Origin of the sequence: Rodentibacter trehalosifermentans, from assembly GCF_002000545.1 — a bacterium.
Classification (GTDB): Bacteria; Pseudomonadota; Gammaproteobacteria; order Enterobacterales; family Pasteurellaceae; genus Rodentibacter; species Rodentibacter trehalosifermentans.
Window position 1 is genome coordinate 1 of record NZ_MLHL01000049.1, and the last position, 18,438, is coordinate 18,438.

At 42.2% G+C, this 18,438-nt stretch carries 20 protein-coding genes; 5 read left to right on the forward strand and 15 right to left on the reverse strand.

Annotated features, from left to right (window positions below; translation table 11 throughout):
* Nucleotides 1-198: 198 nt before the first annotated feature.
* The 3 genes from BKK52_RS08755 to rdgC all read right to left on the reverse strand — a co-directional run bounded on the left by BKK52_RS08755 (nucleotide 199) and on the right by rdgC (nucleotide 2,725).
* Complete coding sequence (locus BKK52_RS08755) at nucleotides 199-675, reverse strand: hypothetical protein (protein ID WP_077478524.1); 477 nt, start codon at nucleotides 673-675, stop codon at nucleotides 199-201.
* A gap of 5 nt (nucleotides 676-680) precedes the next feature.
* Nucleotides 681-1,751 (reverse strand): MFS transporter, encoded by a 1,071-nt coding sequence (locus BKK52_RS08760; protein ID WP_077421725.1) that lies wholly within the window; start codon nucleotides 1,749-1,751, stop codon nucleotides 681-683.
* 65 nt (nucleotides 1,752-1,816) lie between these two features.
* The gene (gene rdgC, locus BKK52_RS08765; RefSeq protein WP_077478525.1) at nucleotides 1,817-2,725 is read right to left on the reverse strand and encodes a recombination-associated protein RdgC; all 909 of its coding nucleotides are present in this window, start codon (nucleotides 2,723-2,725) and stop codon (nucleotides 1,817-1,819) included.
* A 67-nt stretch (nucleotides 2,726-2,792) separates the two neighbouring features.
* On the opposite strand from rdgC, the gene proC reads away from it, so the two are divergent.
* The 3 genes from proC to xerD are packed head-to-tail and all read left to right on the forward strand — an operon-like array spanning nucleotide 2,793 to nucleotide 5,684.
* Nucleotides 2,793-3,608, forward strand: a complete 816-nt coding sequence (gene proC / locus BKK52_RS08770; RefSeq protein ID WP_077478526.1) for a pyrroline-5-carboxylate reductase — start codon at nucleotides 2,793-2,795, stop codon at nucleotides 3,606-3,608.
* Nucleotides 3,608-4,771: a 3-phenylpropionate MFS transporter gene (locus tag BKK52_RS08775; protein ID WP_077478527.1), complete on the forward strand. Its 1,164-nt coding sequence runs from the start codon at nucleotides 3,608-3,610 to the stop codon at nucleotides 4,769-4,771. Before proC ends, BKK52_RS08775 begins: the two co-directional genes overlap by 1 nt.
* Nucleotides 4,772-4,790: 19 nt before the next feature.
* Nucleotides 4,791-5,684: a site-specific tyrosine recombinase XerD gene (gene xerD / locus BKK52_RS08780; RefSeq protein ID WP_077421729.1), complete on the forward strand. Its 894-nt coding sequence runs from the start codon at nucleotides 4,791-4,793 to the stop codon at nucleotides 5,682-5,684.
* 29 nt (nucleotides 5,685-5,713) lie between these two features.
* Here the strand turns inward: xerD and napF are convergent, their stop codons facing one another.
* From napF to BKK52_RS08815, 7 genes are all read right to left on the reverse strand, one after another.
* A complete protein-coding gene (gene napF / locus BKK52_RS08785; protein WP_077474681.1) occupies nucleotides 5,714-6,217 on the reverse strand; it encodes a ferredoxin-type protein NapF in 504 nt (167 codons plus the stop codon).
* The gene (gene dmsD, locus BKK52_RS08790) at nucleotides 6,217-6,828 is read right to left on the reverse strand and encodes a Tat proofreading chaperone DmsD (RefSeq protein ID WP_077478528.1); all 612 of its coding nucleotides are present in this window, start codon (nucleotides 6,826-6,828) and stop codon (nucleotides 6,217-6,219) included. The genes napF and dmsD overlap by 1 nt, the downstream gene beginning before the upstream one ends.
* 38 nt (nucleotides 6,829-6,866) lie before the next feature.
* Nucleotides 6,867-7,706 carry a dimethyl sulfoxide reductase anchor subunit family protein gene (locus BKK52_RS08795; protein WP_077474679.1) on the reverse strand — a complete coding sequence of 280 codons (840 nt, stop codon included), beginning with the start codon at nucleotides 7,704-7,706 and terminating at the stop codon, nucleotides 6,867-6,869.
* Nucleotide 7,707: 1 nt separating this feature from the next.
* The gene (locus BKK52_RS08800; protein ID WP_077474678.1) at nucleotides 7,708-8,325 is read right to left on the reverse strand and encodes a DMSO/selenate family reductase complex B subunit; all 618 of its coding nucleotides are present in this window, start codon (nucleotides 8,323-8,325) and stop codon (nucleotides 7,708-7,710) included.
* Nucleotides 8,326-8,335: 10 nt separating this feature from the next.
* On the reverse strand, nucleotides 8,336-10,756 hold the full coding sequence (locus tag BKK52_RS08805; RefSeq protein WP_077474677.1) for a DMSO/selenate family reductase complex A subunit: 2,421 nt from the start codon (nucleotides 10,754-10,756) through the stop codon (nucleotides 8,336-8,338).
* Nucleotides 10,757-11,173: 417 nt separating this feature from the next.
* Nucleotides 11,174-11,854 carry a type 1 glutamine amidotransferase domain-containing protein gene (locus BKK52_RS08810; protein WP_077421730.1) on the reverse strand — a complete coding sequence of 227 codons (681 nt, stop codon included), beginning with the start codon at nucleotides 11,852-11,854 and terminating at the stop codon, nucleotides 11,174-11,176.
* Between the two features lie 29 nt (nucleotides 11,855-11,883).
* Nucleotides 11,884-12,186: a YciI family protein gene (locus tag BKK52_RS08815; RefSeq protein WP_077421731.1), complete on the reverse strand. Its 303-nt coding sequence runs from the start codon at nucleotides 12,184-12,186 to the stop codon at nucleotides 11,884-11,886.
* Nucleotides 12,187-12,376: 190 nt separating this feature from the next.
* On the opposite strand from BKK52_RS08815, the gene BKK52_RS08820 reads away from it, so the two are divergent.
* Nucleotides 12,377-12,742, forward strand: coding sequence for a helix-turn-helix domain-containing protein (locus BKK52_RS08820; protein ID WP_077421732.1), 366 nt, complete (start codon nucleotides 12,377-12,379; stop codon nucleotides 12,740-12,742).
* Between the two features lie 351 nt (nucleotides 12,743-13,093).
* Here BKK52_RS08820 and BKK52_RS08825 read toward each other — a convergent pair whose 3' ends face one another.
* The 3 genes from BKK52_RS08825 to BKK52_RS08835 form a co-directional block, all read right to left on the reverse strand.
* On the reverse strand, nucleotides 13,094-14,455 hold the full coding sequence (locus tag BKK52_RS08825) for an ATP-binding protein (RefSeq protein WP_077478529.1): 1,362 nt from the start codon (nucleotides 14,453-14,455) through the stop codon (nucleotides 13,094-13,096).
* A 9-nt stretch (nucleotides 14,456-14,464) separates the two neighbouring features.
* Nucleotides 14,465-15,127, reverse strand: a complete 663-nt coding sequence (locus BKK52_RS08830) for a response regulator (protein WP_077474710.1) — start codon at nucleotides 15,125-15,127, stop codon at nucleotides 14,465-14,467.
* An 86-nt stretch (nucleotides 15,128-15,213) separates the two neighbouring features.
* A complete protein-coding gene (locus tag BKK52_RS08835; protein ID WP_077474711.1) occupies nucleotides 15,214-15,846 on the reverse strand; it encodes a PepSY domain-containing protein in 633 nt (210 codons plus the stop codon).
* Between the two features lie 243 nt (nucleotides 15,847-16,089).
* Here BKK52_RS08835 and BKK52_RS08840 point away from each other — a divergent pair, with 243 nt between their 5' ends.
* Nucleotides 16,090-17,583 carry a PTS transporter subunit EIIC gene (locus BKK52_RS08840; protein WP_077478530.1) on the forward strand — a complete coding sequence of 498 codons (1,494 nt, stop codon included), beginning with the start codon at nucleotides 16,090-16,092 and terminating at the stop codon, nucleotides 17,581-17,583.
* A gap of 173 nt (nucleotides 17,584-17,756) precedes the next feature.
* On the opposite strand, the gene BKK52_RS08845 is transcribed toward BKK52_RS08840, so the two are convergent.
* A complete protein-coding gene (locus BKK52_RS08845) occupies nucleotides 17,757-18,083 on the reverse strand; it encodes a zinc ribbon domain-containing protein YjdM (RefSeq protein ID WP_077421087.1) in 327 nt (108 codons plus the stop codon).
* A 155-nt stretch (nucleotides 18,084-18,238) separates the two neighbouring features.
* Nucleotides 18,239-18,433 carry a zf-HC2 domain-containing protein gene (locus BKK52_RS08850; RefSeq protein WP_077421088.1) on the reverse strand — a complete coding sequence of 65 codons (195 nt, stop codon included), beginning with the start codon at nucleotides 18,431-18,433 and terminating at the stop codon, nucleotides 18,239-18,241.
* Between the last annotated feature and the right edge of the window lie 5 nt (nucleotides 18,434-18,438).

The window sequence follows — 18,438 nt, forward strand, 5'->3', positions numbered from 1 at the left end:
CTCGGTCAAATGGACGAAGGAGAAAAGAAAATAAAACCCGCCACACAGTGGCACCAGCAACCCAACAAAATGTAAACGATGTCCTTAGGGAAATATGTAAATGATGTTTGGGTTGTACAAGCCAATAGTTTTGTGCAAGTGCGACATAACACCGAGAATATAATGGATTCTGACCGCACTTTTTTGTTATTTTCCCCCTCATTTTCCTTGGTTTTTATCCCAATTAATCCACATTCGGGTGATTTGATGTCGTCCTTCATTCATTTTGGTGCGGAAATACATTTTTAAGCGCATCGCTTCTACCTGTTCGCCCAAAAACGAAGCTTTTAGATCATAGGTGGCGGTTAACCGGTCTTTACCTATTGGCAATACTTTGATGGCTTTCAGCATATCATAATACAGTAGCCCGTCTTTTAAATTATTCAGCCAATCCGCCTTTGTAAAACGCTTTCGTTTGGCATCACGAATTACGGTGAGTACGAAGTCGTCCGATAATAATTTATCAAGCTCAAGATAATTTTCATCTTCAAGAGCAACCACAAGTTGGGCATATAATCCTGCGAGTTCAACCTGCTCGGCTTCACGATTTCGCATATCGTATAAAGCAGGGGCAATCGCTATCGCACTAACTGTGAGCGATAATAACAGAGAAAAGAAAACATGGCGTAATTTCATTTTACTTACCAAATTAAAAAGACAATGGGAATAATGTTCATCACCAATGTTGTCGTGCCGGCTAAAATTAGTTTGGATGTCCCAAACATTAAGCCCTGGTTTACCCCTTTATCCAATTTCACTAACATATTTGCCATCGCCGTATTGGCAAACAAGCTCACAAAGGCAAAGATTACTAAATAAAGGTAGGCTGTCATAAAAGAAAGAAAATCAATTACATAGAACCACGGCACGATCAAGGTGATCACGAGTAACGGTGCAATATAAGTGAGTTTGACCACGCCAAAATCCAATTTACGGGTAAAGCGGGCTTGGAATAGCACAGCGATCAAATTATTAATAAAAAAGGCAACCGGAATGGATTCGGGGTTATCCAATAAGTTACTGAAAATATAGGGGAAAATAATATAGAAAGAGGTACTCATCGCTAATGGAATAAAAAGCAATAAATGGGCAAACACAAATCGCTTGCTTAATACTTGCCGGATATTCTGAAATCTAAAAGGCGTACTGATCACTTTACAAGGCGTTTCTTTCACAGCGATAAGCATAAAAAGCAACATTGACACTTCAATGGCACAACTCAACCAAATCAACATTTCAGGTAGTTGAAAATGCAAAAATGGCAGGGCAAGCAAGGGGGCTGACATTGAAGCAAGACTTTGGATGCGCAAAAATTTCCCCTGTGCTTTGGCTTTCTCCTGATAATTATTCGCTGCGGTTGAAAGCAACAAGGCTCGGGCATTGGTGCCAAATAATGTGCTACCCAAACCAAAAAAGAATGTCGCCAATAACAAAAGAGGATAATAGTCTGTCGTTATCAATAAAATGTAAGCCAAGGCATCCATTAAACAGCCAAGTAACATCATTTTGGATCGTCCAAACTGATCCCCCCATACACCGGCAAAAAGAGAAAAGGCTTGGCTGGCAAACACCAGCAAGGAGAATGCCGTCGCAATTTGCGAGGTGTCAAATCCTTTATTATTTTGTAAATAGATAAAAAAGACGCTCTGCATTGCCGTATATGCCACTCCGGAGAAGAAACGTCGACATAAAATGGCATTTTGAATATTCATATTTCATTATTTCCGAAATGAATAGCGGTACATAAAAATACTGCCCGATTTAACCGCACTTTTGCCTATAACCTTGCTTTTTCACCGCCAAATTCATTTAATAAATTTTCAGTGAGTTTACTGAGAATGCCCGTCATCAACACAAAATCCGCATCAAACCGTTGGGCGAAGTTTTCTTTTAATATATCGTCATTTTTTTCACGTACCGTATCGGCAAATTTTAAACGCTTGAGTGTGCAATCCTCATTAAACACAAAGGTGAGGGTGTCTTCCCATTCCAAGGCGAGTTTGCTTACCACTTTTTTGCCTTCTTGTAAAAGGGCGAGAATTTCATCGTTTTCAAGGGGTTGTTTTTTACAGCGAATGACGCTGTCTTCTTGGCTACCGCGTAATTCCGCTTCTTCTAGGGCGATAAGCCAGTGTGGAAGGCTGTCTTGTGCGATCCAATTTGTCATCACGGTGCTGGGGTCATTGGCAAAAGCAAGGGGGACGACAGGTAACGAACCAAGAGATTTTCGCAATAATGCCAAAGCATCTTCCGCCCGTTTGCTTGAAGCGGCATCCACGTGAATCAACTGATTTTCCGTATCAATCCACAATGCAGTATATTGATTTTTACTGAAGGCTCTCGGCAATAGGGTCATCACTACATCATCTTTTAAAGTTTGTTTTTCCACCTTTTTCAACTTACGGTTTTCTTTCTGTTCCAAACTTTCAATACGCTCATCCAACTCACGTTTTATTACGTTTGCCGGTAGGATTTTTTCTTCTTTTTTTGCGATTAATAAAATTTGTTTTCCTACGGAGAAATAAAATAAATCCGATCCCTGTAGCGGACGTCCCCAACCAAATTTACTTTGATCCTGCGCCCCACAGGGATGAAATTGGCAAGTTTCAAGTTGCGTTTGGAGTTGTTCAAGATCCCATTGCAAGGGTTTGGTAAGCCTATAACTCATTAAATTTTTAAACCACACGTAACACATCCTTCATAATCGGGTAAAATAGGCGACATTGTAGCTTATAAACTCACAGGAAAAAATGATGCAACAGAAATTAATCGCCTTTATTGGTGGCGGCAATATGGCACAAGCTATCGTGCTGGGGTTATTGAAACAAGGTTATCCGGCGACAAAAATCATAGTGAATGATCCTAATGCTGAAAAGCGGGCATTTTTCGATAAACTGGGAGTTCAAACCGCAGAAAATAATGCGGAAAGTGCGAAACGTGCCGAGGTGACATTACTTGCCGTGAAACCGCAAATGATGGCGGAAGTCTGCACCCCATTAAGTGTGGTGGATTTTTCCGATAAATTACTCATTTCTATTGCGGCGGGCATTTCCACGGCACGCCTACAAGCCCTTATCCCCAGTGTAAAATCCGTTGTACGCGTGATGCCAAATACGCCGGCATTAGTGGGAGAAGGCATGGCGGGATTATTTGCTCCTGAAAATACGGCGGAAACCGACCGCACTTTTGCCCAAGATTTGTTAAATTCGGTGGGGCAAACGCAGTGGGTGAAAGCGGAAAATCAAATGCACGCCGTTACCGCCGCATCCGGTAGCAGCCCGGCGTATTTCTTTTTAATGTTGGAAGCCATGCAACAGGCATTAATTGAAATGAATATGGATGCCGACACCGCCCGTCAGTTTGTGCAACAAGCGATGCTGGGGGCAGCTAAAATGGTGGTGGAAAACCCGCAAACCGCTCTTTCCACTTTAAGAGAAAATGTTACCTCAAAAGGCGGAACAACCGCTGCGGCGTTATCGGTGTTTAACGCACGGAAATTTAATCAAATTATGGCAGAAGCCATGCAAGCCTGCGTGGCACGCTCACAAGAAATGGAAACCTTATTCTAATGCAAGTTCGTCCCTTTTACTGGCTCGCCCTGAGTTTTCTCGGTTATTACTGTGCTTATGGCGTGTTTTTGCCGTTCTTTCCGGCATGGTTGAAATCCCAACAATATGGCGAAGAAATGATCGGGCTTGTCATTGGCAGTGCCTATCTTTTTCGTTTTATTGGCGGATTATTTTTCTCCTCATTAATTAAAAAGGCCGCTCACCTTATCAATTCATTACGTTTATTGGCGTTATTTTCTGCCATCATTATGGCGACAATGAGTTTGCTTTCCCACAATTTCTGGTTGCTTTTTTCTGCCATTGGGCTTTTTGCCATGGTCAATTCTGCGGGTATGCCGATTGGCGATTCATTAGCCTCCACGTGGCAACGCCAAATCGGCTTGGATTATGGAAAAGTGCGATTAATTGGCTCTGCCGCCTTTATTTTAGGTGTCGTGGTATTTGGAGGAATGATTGGTTGGGTGGGTGAACAAAATATCGTGTGGATTTTGACCGCACTTTTATTGTTTTATACCCTCATTCAATTACTCAAACCGACTATTCTGCCAAAAGATGAACTCCCGATAGATAATTCACTGAACCAAATTAGTTTCTTAGCATTATTAAAAAATCCAACTACGTTACGTATTATGCTTGCGGTAGGGCTAATTCAAGGCGCTCACGCGGCATATTATGTTTATAGCACAATTTACTGGACGGGTATCGGCATTTCAGTGCCACAAACCAGCTTACTATGGGGCATTGGCGTATTGGCAGAAATTTTATTATTCTTCTTTTCACGTCGTTTATTCCAAAATTGGGGGGTAAGCCGCATTTTCTTTTTGTCTGCATTCGTGAGTATTTTACGCTGGTCAGGCTTGGCTTATGCAAACACATTCTGGCAGATTTTTCCGCTCCAATTGGCACATAGTCTAACTTATGCCGCCTGCCATTATGCCATTGTGCGTTATATCACCACTCAACCTCAAAGCCATATTGCCAAATTACAAGGCCTATATAACGGCTTATCAAATGGTGCGCTTATTGCCCTTTTCACCGCTGTTTCAGGCTTGATTTACCCAATTTCACCGACAATGACGTTCTTACTGATGAGCGGTATTGCCGCGGCATCATTTTTCATCATTCCACGTAAATTGGATGCCTTTTTGGTGAAGTCAAATTAATCATATCGGAGAGGACACAGTGAAAAACACGGCATTAGTTGATTTATTTCTCAATGAATATTGGATCGAAAAAGGGCTTTCGGAAAACACAGTGCAATCTTACCGCTTAGATCTGAGCGCACTTTGCGATTGGTTGGATAAAAACAATCTTTCCTTGGAAACCTTAGATACAGTGGATTTACAAGGCTTTCTCGGGGAGCGGGTAGAGCAAGGCTATAAAGCGACGAGTACCGCACGAATGCTCAGTGCAATGCGGAAATTATTTCAATATTTATACCGTGAAAAATATCGCCCTGATGATCCCACGGCTATCCTCAGTTCACCGAAATTACCGGGTCGCTTGCCAAAATATTTAAGTGAACAACAAGTGAGTGATTTATTGAATACCCCTGATGTGGATATTCCTTTGGAACTGCGTGATAAAGCGATGTTGGAATTGCTTTATGCCACCGGTTTACGTGTGACCGAATTGGTTTCACTCACCATTGAAAATATGAGCGTACAACAAGGTGTAGTGCGGGTGATTGGTAAAGGCAATAAAGAACGCATTGTGCCTATGGGGGAAGAAGCAGCGTATTGGGTGCGTCAATTTATGCTTTATGGTCGTCCTGTCTTATTAAACGGACAAAGTTCCGATATTGTGTTTCTCAGCCAACGAGCCCGGCAAATGACCCGCCAAACCTTTTGGCATCGGGTTAAACATTATGCGATGTTGGCGGATATTGATAGCGATACCCTTTCTCCCCACGTTCTCCGCCACGCCTTTGCGACCCATTTGGTGAATCACGGTGCCGATTTACGCGTGGTGCAAATGCTACTCGGACACAGCGATTTATCCACCACTCAAATCTATACTCATGTGGCGAAAGAGCGCTTGAAACGCTTGCATGAAAGGTTTCATCCTAGAGGATAAAAAAGGAAAAAGTGCGGTAAAAGTCCCATTTATTTTAAGGTTATTGCACTTGTGAAACAGGCTATTTTACATTCACCACATCCGTTGCAACATTCCTTATTTACGATTAACTCAGGGGAAATAGCCTGTTGTGGGCAGGCAGTTTGGCAGTCTGTGCAGGTTTGGTGTTGTTTGATTAAACAGGTAGAAGAAAATTTTGGACGGAGTCGGGTATCGGCGGAAAAATTGGGATGTAATGCGTGTGTAGGGCAAACTTCTGCACATTTTCCGCATAAATGACAAGGGGCGTAATCAATCTCAAGTATTGCCTGCTGTTTTACTAAATGAATAAGTCGATGAGGGCAAACAGAAACACATTTGCCACAGCCGTTACAGGCGGCAGAAAATAAATCTTCCCGTGCGGCAAAAGGAGGGCGTGAGATGTGTTCTTCCGTTGTTCTTCCTTCGTTTACAGTGAAAAAGCTTCTCAGTAATCTACGGCGTGAGATTTGGTTGTGGCTCAAATAAGCCTGATAATAAGCTGCATTTTTCATTATCGGTAAAATCTCACTTTCGGTATATCAATATGCAATGTGCTTTGCCATTGTTGTAACGTTTGCTCTGTTAATAAGGCAATCCCTTGATAAAAAGGGGCATTTTCGACTTTTGCAAGTTGTTTAAAAAAATGTAACGCCCAAATTAATAAATGCTCACGGAGAAATTCTGCTATCAAGTGCGGTCGATTTTCTGCAAGATAAGCGGCAAGCATTAACATTAAGCCGATGTGATCTTCCGGTTCATCTTGCTGTGCTTGGAATGCAATTTGATGGTGACGCAAAAAATCACGCAAAGCCAGTTGTGAATTGCCAAAAATCACGGATTCAGGATCGAGATAAACGGAACCCCAAGGCGGTGCGGGTAATTCATTCGGTCCGATAAACAGGCGCTGATATTGTTCAGAAATATCTTGTGTTAAACCTTGTGTAATAAGTGCGGTTATTTTTTCAGATGTTTTGACATCAAGTGGGATTTCCCATTCTTTTATCCAATTTGGTTGGCGAAAAAAATCCAAAATGCCACGAATTTGGGGCGTTTGGGGTTCATAATAAAATGCTGCACCGAGTAAACGTCCGTAGAGGGAAATCTGTTGAAAAGTATCTTGCATAAATTCTCCGTGAAATTTAACCGCACTTTGTTTCTGTATTAGCTGCCGATAGTCATACCTAATGTCATATGTAAGCCATAAAATAATACTCGTCCTATGCCTTCTGCCACTAAAGTGAGAACAACTGCGCAACCTAATAATTCCCTATTTCCTGTGCAGAATAATAGGTATGCGGCAATGGCTAACAGGCATAGGCGTATGGAAGTCATTACGGCATAGTCCGACACAAGATCAGCGGCATTTTGGATTGCACTATGAATATGCGGTAAGCCGAAACCTTGGTAGACCGCCACAATAGCAGCAAACAACAATGAGATTGCAAATAAACTTGGTACGAAGTTTAGCGAATATTCACGGTGCTTATTCGGTATTAATAATGCGTAAGCCAATGCTAGTCCACCCAAAGCAACGGTGAGATAGAACGACCAAGAAGTGAGTGAAGTATCCCAAGTCGGTACACTGACAATGTGATAGACCTGATTCATCACATACATAAAAACAACACCCACAAGTGCGGTCGTTATTCGCCATAAGTTACCAAGAACAACGGGCATTTTGCCTGTGAGAGCAACGAGCCAATAAAAACCGGCGAGGGAGAAGAAAATCGCACCGGAGAGGATTTCGTTACTCATCATTGATTCCCCGACACGATTCAGTGAATTAAACGCACGCATCGGCGAACCGAGATGAGTAATAGAGGCAATAAAACCAACTCCTAAGAATGCCAAAATTACAAACATCACTTTATGGATGTAAGCACGACTTTTTTCATTTTTTGTATTTAATAATACAAAAGTGAAAACGAGCCACGCACCGACCGCACTTTGCGCCAGTATTGTGAAGAAAACAAGTGGAAGTTCATGTAATCCTGCGTTCATTTTATACCTCTCTTGGGTTGCCTAAGAACCCATTGGTATCGCCACTTGGGCGAGCATTTTTATTTGGTTTTACCACGAGATTTGGTTGGGTTATCTCTGCAGGTGGTAATGGGGCGATAGAGGCTTGTTCGCCATATTGCTTCCTTAATTGCTCAATCGGGGCAAAATCAAGGGCTCGTAATGGACAAGCTTCCACACAAATAGGTTTTTTCCCTGTTTTGACGCGCGAATAACAGCCGTCACATTTTGTCATGTGACCTTTTTGTGCATCATATTGTGGAGCATCGTACGGGCACGCCATATGGCAGTAGCGGCAGCCAATACAGATTTCTTCATTAACAATGACAAAACCGTCTGCGTTTTTGTGCATTGCCCCGGTCGGGCAAACTTTTGTACAAGCCGGATCGGAACAGTGATTGCAGGAAATCGACATATAGTAGGCAAACACATTTTGACTCCAACAACCGTTCGGTTGTGAGCTCCAGTTGCCGCCGGTATATTCATAAATACGGCGGAAATTGACTTCCGAGCCTAAGTCTTTGTAATCCTTACAGGCTAATTCACAGGTTTTACAGCCTGTACAGCGATCCGAATCAAAATAAAAACCATATTGTTCCATCATTACCTCCCTATAAGCGTTCCACTTGAACTAAATTAGAATGTTGCGGATTGCCCTTAGCCAGTGGTGACGGACGTTGGGTGGTCAGCACATTGATACAACCGGAGTGGTCGATACGATCTTTATCCGGGGCATACCAAGCCCCTTCACTCAATGCAATGACGCCGGGGATGATGCGTGGTGTCACTTTGGCATGAATATGCACTTCACCGCGGTCATTAAAGATGCGGATCATATCACCGTTTTTAATTCCCCTTGGTTCGGCATCAATCGGGTTCATCCACACTTCTTGAGGATTGGCCGCTTTTAATACGTCCACATTGCCGTAGGTGGAATGAGTTCGGGCTTTATAATGGAAACCGCTAAGTTGCAATGGATATTTTTCCATCAGCGGATCGCCATAATGCTCGAAACTTTGTACGTGAATCGGTAGCGGATGAATAACTTCATCCTCTTCCAATTTCCACGTTTTAGCAATTTCTGCCAAGCGGGAGGAATAAATTTCAATTTTACCGGATGGTGTTTTGAGCGGATGGGCCTCAGGATCTTCACGGAATGCTTTATATGCTACAAAGAAACCATTCGGATCGACTTTCTTGAAAATACCTTGTTGTCTAAATTCCTCAAAGGTAGGAAGTTCAGGCAATTTTTCGCGAGATTGTGCATAAATATGGCGTAGCCATTCTTCTTGTGTGCGACCTTCAGTGAATTTTTCTTTTACGCCCATTTTCTCAGCTAAATCACTCAACATATCGTAAACATTGCGGCATTCAAAAGAAGGTTTAATCACTTGGTCGGCGAAAATCACGTAGTTCATATTCGCCACGAAAGCATCTAGCGCAAAATCCATTTGCTCTGAAGCCGTGCAATCAGGCAATAAAATGTCACTGTATTTGGCTGTCGAGGTCATATGATTATCAATGGTAATGATCATTTCACATTGAGAATCATCTTGTAAAATATCGTGCGTACGGTTGATTTGTGAATGTTGATTAATCAAACAATTACTGGCGTAATTCCAAATCACTTTAATGGGGGCGGAAAGTTTATCCACGCCTTGAATACCATCGGAAAGTGCGGTCATTTCCGGCCCACGAATAATGGTATCCGTCCAGAGGAACATCGGAATACTGGCTTTAACCGGATTTTCTAAGGTTGGCATCCGCACAAAAGGAATGCTGTATGCGCTTTCTCGTGCGCCCGTATTACCGCCATGAATCCCTACATTGCCTGTTAAAATAGGTAGCATCGCAATGGCACGGGAAATGAGTTCTCCATTACTCCGGCGTTGAGGCCCCCAACCTTGTGAAATAAACGCCGGTTTCGTGCCGGCGATTTCACGGGCTAATTTTATAATACGATCTGCCGGAATTCCGGTAATTTGGGCCGCCCATTCCGGTGTTTTTGCTATGCCGTCATCGCCTTGTCCTAAAATGTGGGCTTTGTAATGACCGTTTTTCGGTGCATCAGCCGGCAAAGTTTTTTCATCATAACCGATACAGTATTTATCAAGGAAAGATTGATCAACCAAATCTTCGGTAATCATCACATAAGCTAATGCGGAAACTAATGCGGCGTCGGTGCCGGGACGAATAGGTATCCATTCATCTTCACGACCTGCTCCTGTGTCGTTATAGCGTGGGTCGATAATGATCATTTTGGCATTAGAGCGGGCTTTGGCTTGTTCTATGCAATAAGTTAAACCGCCACCACTCATTCGAGTTTCAGCAGGGTTATTACCAAATAGTACGATGAGTTTGGTATTTTCAATATCAGCCATTCCATTTCCGAGTGTCCATCCGCCTCCATAGGTATAATCCAACCCTACGGCAATTTGTGCTGTGCTGTAATCACCGTAATGATTTAAATAGCCACCGATACAGTTCATAAAACGCGCAATCATCGTTGAAGCAGGAGGCCAAGATTTTGTCATTGTGCCACCCAATGTGCCTGTGCCGTAGTTCAAATAAATAGATTCATTACCGTATTTTGCAATGTTGCGTTTTAATGCCTCGGCAATTTCTGTTAAGGCTTCATCCCAGCTAATACGTTTGAATTTCCCTTCACCACGTTTACCTACGCGTTTCATTGGGTATTTCAATCGATCCGGATTATAGATACGGCGACGCATAGATCGACCACGCAAACAAGCCCGAACCTGATGATCTACATTATAGGTTTCTGTGCCTGTATTATCGGTTTCTACATAAGTGATGCGATTATCCTTAACGTGCATACGAAGAGGACAGCGACTTCCGCAATTGACAGTACAGGCACTCCAAATAATTTTTTCTTCGCTATTCTCAGGAAGTGTTGGCGTTTCTGCAGCAACCGCATTGAAAGGTAAAGTAAGGTCGGAAACCGCAAGAGCTGCACCTACCGAGGATGCTTTAAGAAAATTTCGACGATTGATTTGATCAATATTACTCATAATGTTGTTCCCCCATATATTTTGTTCACCATGGTCAGGTTGAGTAATTATTAAACTAGCATCATTAAATCATTTAAAGAAAGGAGAAAATTTGAGACAGATCACATAAATAAAAATAGAAGAATAAAATTTGAGTTAAAGATGATTAGAATCAAACTGAAATAATGAGAAGTATTAGTAACAATAATAAATTTTCTAATTTAATCAGAGGAAAATAGTAGAATAAAATACGATAGAAAAGGCTACAACAAAAAGTGTGGTCAAAAAACGCAGATAATTTGACCGCACTTTAGGATTTATCCTCGAAAAGGAATCCTCATTCTATATATATTTTACTTTTGTATAGCAAGTATGTTTTTACAACTCTGTCTTCACTCCCTCCTCTATGAAAGAAGGGAGCAAAGAGATAAAGGTTAATTAACTTTTCAGCACCTTCACTATTTCCACACCCACTTTGTGTGCAGAAGCCGGGTTTTGACCGGTCACTAAACGTCCGTCTACATAGACATTTTCAGACCAGTTTGGAGCCTCGTGGTGGATTGCACCGTGTTCGATTAACGCACTTTCAAGCAAGTAAGGCACAATTGCCGTGCCACCCACTTCCTCTTCTTCCTTATTGGTGAAGGCGGCGACATTTTTGCCTTTTACCAAGTATTCGCCATTGCTTAATTTTGCATCCACTAGTGCCGCCGGACCGTGGCAAACCGCAGAAACCACACCGTTGTTTTCATACACTTCACGGATTAAACGTTGAGCATCAAGGTTTTCACGGTAATCCCACATGGTGCCGTGACCACCGGCGAAGAAAATGGCTGAATAATCTGCACCATTTAATTCTGCGACGCTTGGTGTGTTGGCAAGGCGCTTTTCTAAGTCTGTTTCTTCCCAGAAGTATTTGTTCACAGGATCAGTGAAATCAAGGCTGTCTTTATCAATTGGTGCCTGACCACCTTTGATGGAAGCGATCACCGTTTTAAAACCTGCCTCTTCCATCACTTTTAATGGATGGGTTAATTCGCTTAACCAGAAACCTGTCGGGATACCGGTATTGCCTTTTTCAGTGGTACTGGTGACCACACATAAGATTGGTTTTGTCATTTTACTTTCCTCAATGTTTGAGTTTTCAATTAGGCTTTGTGTTCGTCTTTAAAAAGTTGTTCAACAAAAAGATAGTTGCTGAATGGGATATATTGGAAATCAATTAGCCCTGCTTTACATAATGGGAAGTCATCGCAAATTTCTTTGGCTTTTTCCACGCTTTCTGCTTCCACAATCACCACCACGCCCGGGTGATCCTGACGCATATAAATCTCACGAATGATGTCAGATTTAAGCAATGCCCAACCGTGTTTGATTTCATTTAACAAATGTGGGGCATAATCTGCCGGGGTAACACCTTCACGTGGTACGTCTAAAACTAAAATACGCATTTTTTACTCCTTAATACATTTATTGAAAAATTTTATATATATTTTTAATAGATGAAATATTATAGCGAAAAAATTTTATATTTTTAATAGATGATAATTTTCAAAATAAGTTTTAATTGGTGAAATTCAGTTGTCCGCCGATTTGCTTGACAATTCATTAAATGAAATTTTTAAGCAAAAAGAGACAATAATGGCTCAATTAACTCCTTCTAAAGCGGATCATCTGATTGGCAAACGCATTCAAATGCGACGTAAGGAAGTTGGCTTAACCGCCGATCAACTTTCCGAAAATATCGGGATCTCGCAACAACAATTGCTTCGTTATGAACGTGGCGATAATAAAATTAATATCAGCCATTTAATGCTCATTGCTCAAGCCTTAGATACGCCGTTAAATTGGTTTTTCTTGGATTGTTGCAGCAAAGCCACCCTCACCAACGATGAACTGAAAGCCCGTTACGACTATCACTGGGAACAGTTCGATCACCAACAACGTCAAGCCGTGGTGAATTTTCTTGATTTGATGAGTGCCAGCTATCAAAAACAACAAAAATAATCCCCAAAGAGCGGTCATTTTTTCCAATTTTTTTGCAACGCCTCGTTGTTTTGATGTGGCGTATTATACGCCATAGATTGGGTTTGATTAGTAGGGGAATGATAAAATCAGTTTTAGGTAAAAGCTAAAAATTGTAGGGTGCGTGAATGATTTATCAGTTATGCACGTATTGATATTTTGGCGCAGTAAAACTGCGTTTTTCTCCCTACGCTTTGACGGAATCCCTAGGGTAACAAGTTACCTTAGGTTAAGTATAAACTATCCCCTTTGGGATTGATTAGTTTGCTCCCCAAAGGGGAACGCTTATGGCTGGTCGAGGGGGGATTACTCTCTGCTGTTCTCGGTTCTCGGCTAATGGTAAGCCAACACCACCTCCACCAATAATCCACTCTCAAATTTCCCACTCTCTTTCAATGCTATTGTGCCACCGTAGTGTTTGGCGATTTCGCTGGCGATAGCTAAGCCTAAGCCTGAGCCTTGTTGGCTAGAGCCTAAAATACGGTAGAACGGATCGAGGACTCGTTGGCGTTCTTCCTCGGGTATGCCGTTGCCGTTGTCTTCTACTTGTAGAAGGATGCCGTTTTCAAGCGGTTCAACCCTCAGGTCTATTTGGCTTCCGTTTGGGGTGTAGCGAATCGCGTTGTCGGTAAGGGTTTTGATGAGCAGGTAGAGATCCGTTTCGTTGCCGTAAAATTTGACCGCTTGTTCGCCGTCCACGCCTAAATCTTGCTGTTTTTCTAAGGCGAGGGGAAGTAAATCTCTAATAACTTGGCGGAAAATGGCTTGTACGTCTAATTCCGTGTAAGGTTTTTCCCCTTGATTTTGTAGGCGTGCGAGAGAAAGTAGTTGCTCTAACAAATGGCGGCTGCGTTGAATGCCTTGTTTAAGCGTAGCAATTTGCGTTTGGGTTTCCGCCGGTAAGTTTTGGGTGGCAAGCTGTTCCACTTGCAAGGAAAGGGCGGTCATCGGGCTGCGCAATTCGTGGGAAGCATCGGCAATAAAACGTTTTTGTTGCTGAATAAAGCCGTTGGTGCGTTCCAGCAAGCGGTTGATTTCTACCACAAATCCACGAATTTCACCGGGGATTTTATCGGTTGGAAGCGGTTGTAAATTCTGCTCGTGGCGGCGTTCCACCTTTTTCGAGAGCCGTTGCACCGGCTTCATTGCCATCCGCACAATCACGATGGTGAGTAAAATTACCAATGGTAAAAGTACCAAGAGTGGCAGCACGCTCGACCACGCATTGCGATACGCTAAATCTTCACGGTAGTTGTTATCTTGAATGACGATAATCCGTCCCTCCGGTGTGTGGCGGACGTAAGTGCGGTACATTTTGGGCGAGTTTTTGTTATGCCGTTTCGGCAACATTTCCCGTGGCATATTTTCTGCCAACATTTTGCGATATTTTTTGCCCTCCTTTTTCAGATTGTGAAAACCGTCCGGCATTTGATCGGGGAAATCATTGGTAGGATCATTCGGGCGATGACGGTCAAAATAAACCCGCACATGTCCGTCTAACATTTCGGGCGGCAAAAGAGCGGTCGGATTTTCCGATAAATTAACCGAGCCTGAAAAGCGTTCCAGCATTTCATCTTGCAGTTTATTGGTTTCCCGAAACGTGTTGTAAAACGCTACGCCCCCCGCACTTGCTGCCGCCAGAGTGAATAGCACGATAAACGCCAGCGTTAAACGCAGTTGTAAAGAATGTTTCATAATGTGCCCTTATTTTGCTACCAGCCAGCCTACGCCACGCACATTTTTAATATGCTCTTTACCGATTTTTTTCCGCAGGCTGTGAATGAGAAAATCAATGGCGTTGCTTTCCACTTCATCGCCCCAAGCGTAAATTTTATCTTCTAATTCGGCACGGGAATGAATAATCCCCGATCGGTTCATTAAGGCTTGTAAAATAGCAAATTCTTTATTGCTTAAAAGAATCGGTTCGGATTGATTTGCAATGGAAACCTGATAATTGGTCGGATTTAAGGTTAATATTCCATTACTCAGTAGTGGCGTACTTTGTCCGTTTTGTCGGCGTAATACCGCACGGATGCGAGCCAAGAGTTCTGCAAGATCGAAAGGTTTAATAATATAATCGTCCGCCCCACCGTCTAAGCCGGCAAGGCGGCTGTCCAAATCATCACGGGCGGTGACGATAAGAACGGGCATATGATTTTTGTTTTGACGCAAATGGCGTAGCACCTGCAATCCGTCTTGTCCGGGTAACCCAAGATCCAACAATACCAAATCATAAGATTGGGCGGCGAGGGCTTGTTCTGCCGTATTGCCATTATTGACCCAATCCACGGCATAACGTGCGTTTTTCAAACCCTCTGAAACAACCTTTGCGATCATCTGATCGTCTTCGACTAATAAAATTCGCATAATCTTTTCACTAAAATAAGGCTCATCATACCGAAAATTTAGCAAAGGAAAACCGCACTTCACGAAAAAGTGCGGTCAATTTTCAATTAATTTTTTTGAGTTGGGTGTTCGGCATGGAAACCGCCTCTATGCCCTTCTTCATAATGATATTTGCCTTTACCGTGTCTTTCTTTATGATTACCTTTGTGCTTTGGCATATCCATAATCTGACCGTTTTCACCATTGACGACAATATCGAAACGTTGCCCATTGGCAAGGGTTTCAATTTTATAAAATCCTTGCCTGTCTCGGAATTTTAAATCGGCTTCCGCCACTTTACCGCCTGTTTTTTCTACAGCGATATTCATCGCTTGTTCAAAGGTAATTTTTGGTGCGTTTTGCTCGGCACGCACTTTCACCTTTTTTGGTGTTTTACTGGTCATGCCTAGAATTTCACCGTTGGCGGCATCTACATCTACTTTGTGGTGCTGATTATTGGCAATCAAATCCACCTCAAAATAATCTTTGCCATATTTTGTGTGGTGAAATTCCACTTCTTTTACTTTGGCATCCGCCCCTATTTTATTTTGTGCGGCACTTAATGCTTGGCTTGCCGTAATTTGTGTTTTTGCCAAGGCTTCTTGCGTCTCAGGAGACATCGCTAGGGCTGTATTCATCACACTCAATGTCATCGCACCGGTCAATAAGGCGGCTAAGATAGTTTTGTTGATTTTTTTCATTTTTTTCTCCTTGTACGAAGTTTGATATTAGGGTTCGCACCCCGTTTGCTTTCCGATGGCGTGCATTCTAAAGAGAAAAAATTAGGGGAAAATTAGGAAATAAAATTTCTATAAAAAATGTTAAGGCTATCACAAAATCAAATTTCTTCCGTTGATTGCTGGATTATTTAACCATAGAGTGTCGATGAAAGAACGTATCCGTTTTATACCGGAAATGACAAACTTTAACTCAGAGAGGTAACTATGTTTAAACAACTCCAACAAATCGGAAAAGCCTTTATGCTGCCGATTGCGATTTTACCTGCCGCCGGTCTGCTACTCGGGATTGGTGGTGCGTTATCTAATAAAGCGACATTACAAGCCTATCCCATACTGGATAATTCGTTATTGCAGGGGATTTTTCAAATTATGTCTTCTGCAGGCTCGGTCGTGTTTGCGAATTTGGCATTATTTCTTTGTATCGGTTTAGGCATTGGGTTAGCAAAACGGGATAAAGGTGTTGCGGCTCTTGCAGCGGTTGTCGGTTATTTGATTATGACGGGGACGATTTCTGCGTTAATTCCGCTTTTTTCTCCTGAAGTAAAAAGCATTGATACCGGCGTGATCGGATCATTGGTGATGGGATTGGTGACGGTAAAACTGCATAATCGTTATCATAATATCCAATTACCACAAATTTTGGGCTTTTTTGGGGGCTCTCGATTTGTGCCAATCGTCACGGCATTTACGGCAATTTTTATCGGCACAATTTTCTTTTTAATCTGGCCGACCTTTCAGGGATGGCTGGTATCCGCAGGTAAAGGCATTGCCTCAATGGGCGAGATCGGCACATTTTTCTATGGCTTTCTTATGCGGCTCAGTGGCGCAGTGGGATTACACCATATGATCTACCCGCTATTTTGGTACACCGAATTGGGAGGGACAGAAATCGTAGACGGTGAAACCATTGTTGGTGCACAAAAAATTTTCTTTGCTCAATTAGCCGATTCTAACCATCAAGGTTTATTTACTGAAGGCACGCGGTTTTTTGCAGGGCGTTTTGACACGATGATGTTTGGTTTACCGGCCGCCTGTTTAGCCATGTATCATTGTGTGCCAAAAGCCCGACGGGCAAAAATTGGCGGATTATTTTTAGGTGCGGCGTTAACCTCGTTTATCACCGGCATTACCGAACCTATCGAATTTATGTTCTTATTCGTTGCGCCTTGGCTTTATGTCTTCCATGCATTTTTAGACGGGGTTTCTTTCTATATTGCCGATTTATTGAATATTTCTATTGGAAATACGTTCTCCGGCGGATTTATTGATTTCTTGCTCTTCGGTATTTTACAAGGCAATGGGAATACTCATTGGATTCGCGTAGTTCTAGTAGGAATTCCTTGGGCGTTACTCTATTATTTTTCGTTCCGTTTTTTAATTACCCGCTTTGATGTCATGACACCGGGAAGAGCGGAAGAGGTAGAGGAAAGCGTAGAACGGCAAAATATCTCTCTCACTGAAAATGCTCATCACATCATCTTAGGTCTTGGCGGAGCGGAAAATATCGAAAATGTAGATGCTTGCATTACCCGCTTACGGGTATCCGTTAAGGATGTGAAATTAGTCGATAAAGCCCGCTTAAAATCTCTTGGCGCCATTGATGTATTGGAAGTCGGTGGCGGAATCCAAGCGATTTTTGGGGCGAAAGCTGTACTATATAAAAGTGAAGTCAATCAGATTTTAGGGAAAGAAGATTAGATGGTAAATATCTTCCTAACCATTTTGGAAAAGGGAGTCTTCTTTTCCTATAGATAGAGGTGTTTTTGAACACGAGTATCCGTGTGTGGGGAATTTTAGTTAGCAATAAAAAGTGCGGTTGTAAAAATCATTGTTTTTTGACCGCACTTTTTACTGTTACAATTTTTTCACTGTTATGCTTTTTTCAAAAATTCGGATTTAAGCATAATTTTGCCGCAATCTACATTATGATCGCCTTTGGCTAAACGGATATTTTTGAATTTTGTGCCTTTTTTCAACACCTCGGATGAGCCTTTTAATTTGAGATCTTTAATTAAAAGCACATCATCACCGTCTGCAAGTAAGTTACCGTTACTGTCTTTTACAATTAATTGATCTTCATCGGTATCGGCGGGTTCTGTGCCGTTCCATTCATAGCTGCAATCCGGGCAAACGAAATTCACCGAATCGTGATAGACATATTCACTTTGACATTTTGGGCAAGCAGGCATTTGTTCCATAGGATTTTCCTTTTTTATTCAATCATAATAGGCGTGCGAGTATAGCAAAAAATAGGGCGTTCTCCAAAAGAGCGGTAGAAAATCAGGGCGTTTTCGAAAGAAAAATTATCAAATTCTACCTACAAAATCGGCGCAATAAAATTCAAATGAAAGCCTTAATTTTCGCCTTTTTTCGCCTTTGTATTTTGGGCAAATGCTTTCATTAATCGGCTCATTTCAGCACAGTTCTGTCTAAAATTACGACAATGGGAGCAGGTCATTAAATGAAAGCGTAACCCCACTTTCTCTTGTAGGTTTAGTGAACGTTCATGAGCATCGGAAATGATTTTTGTTGCTTGACGGCAATGCATGGCAG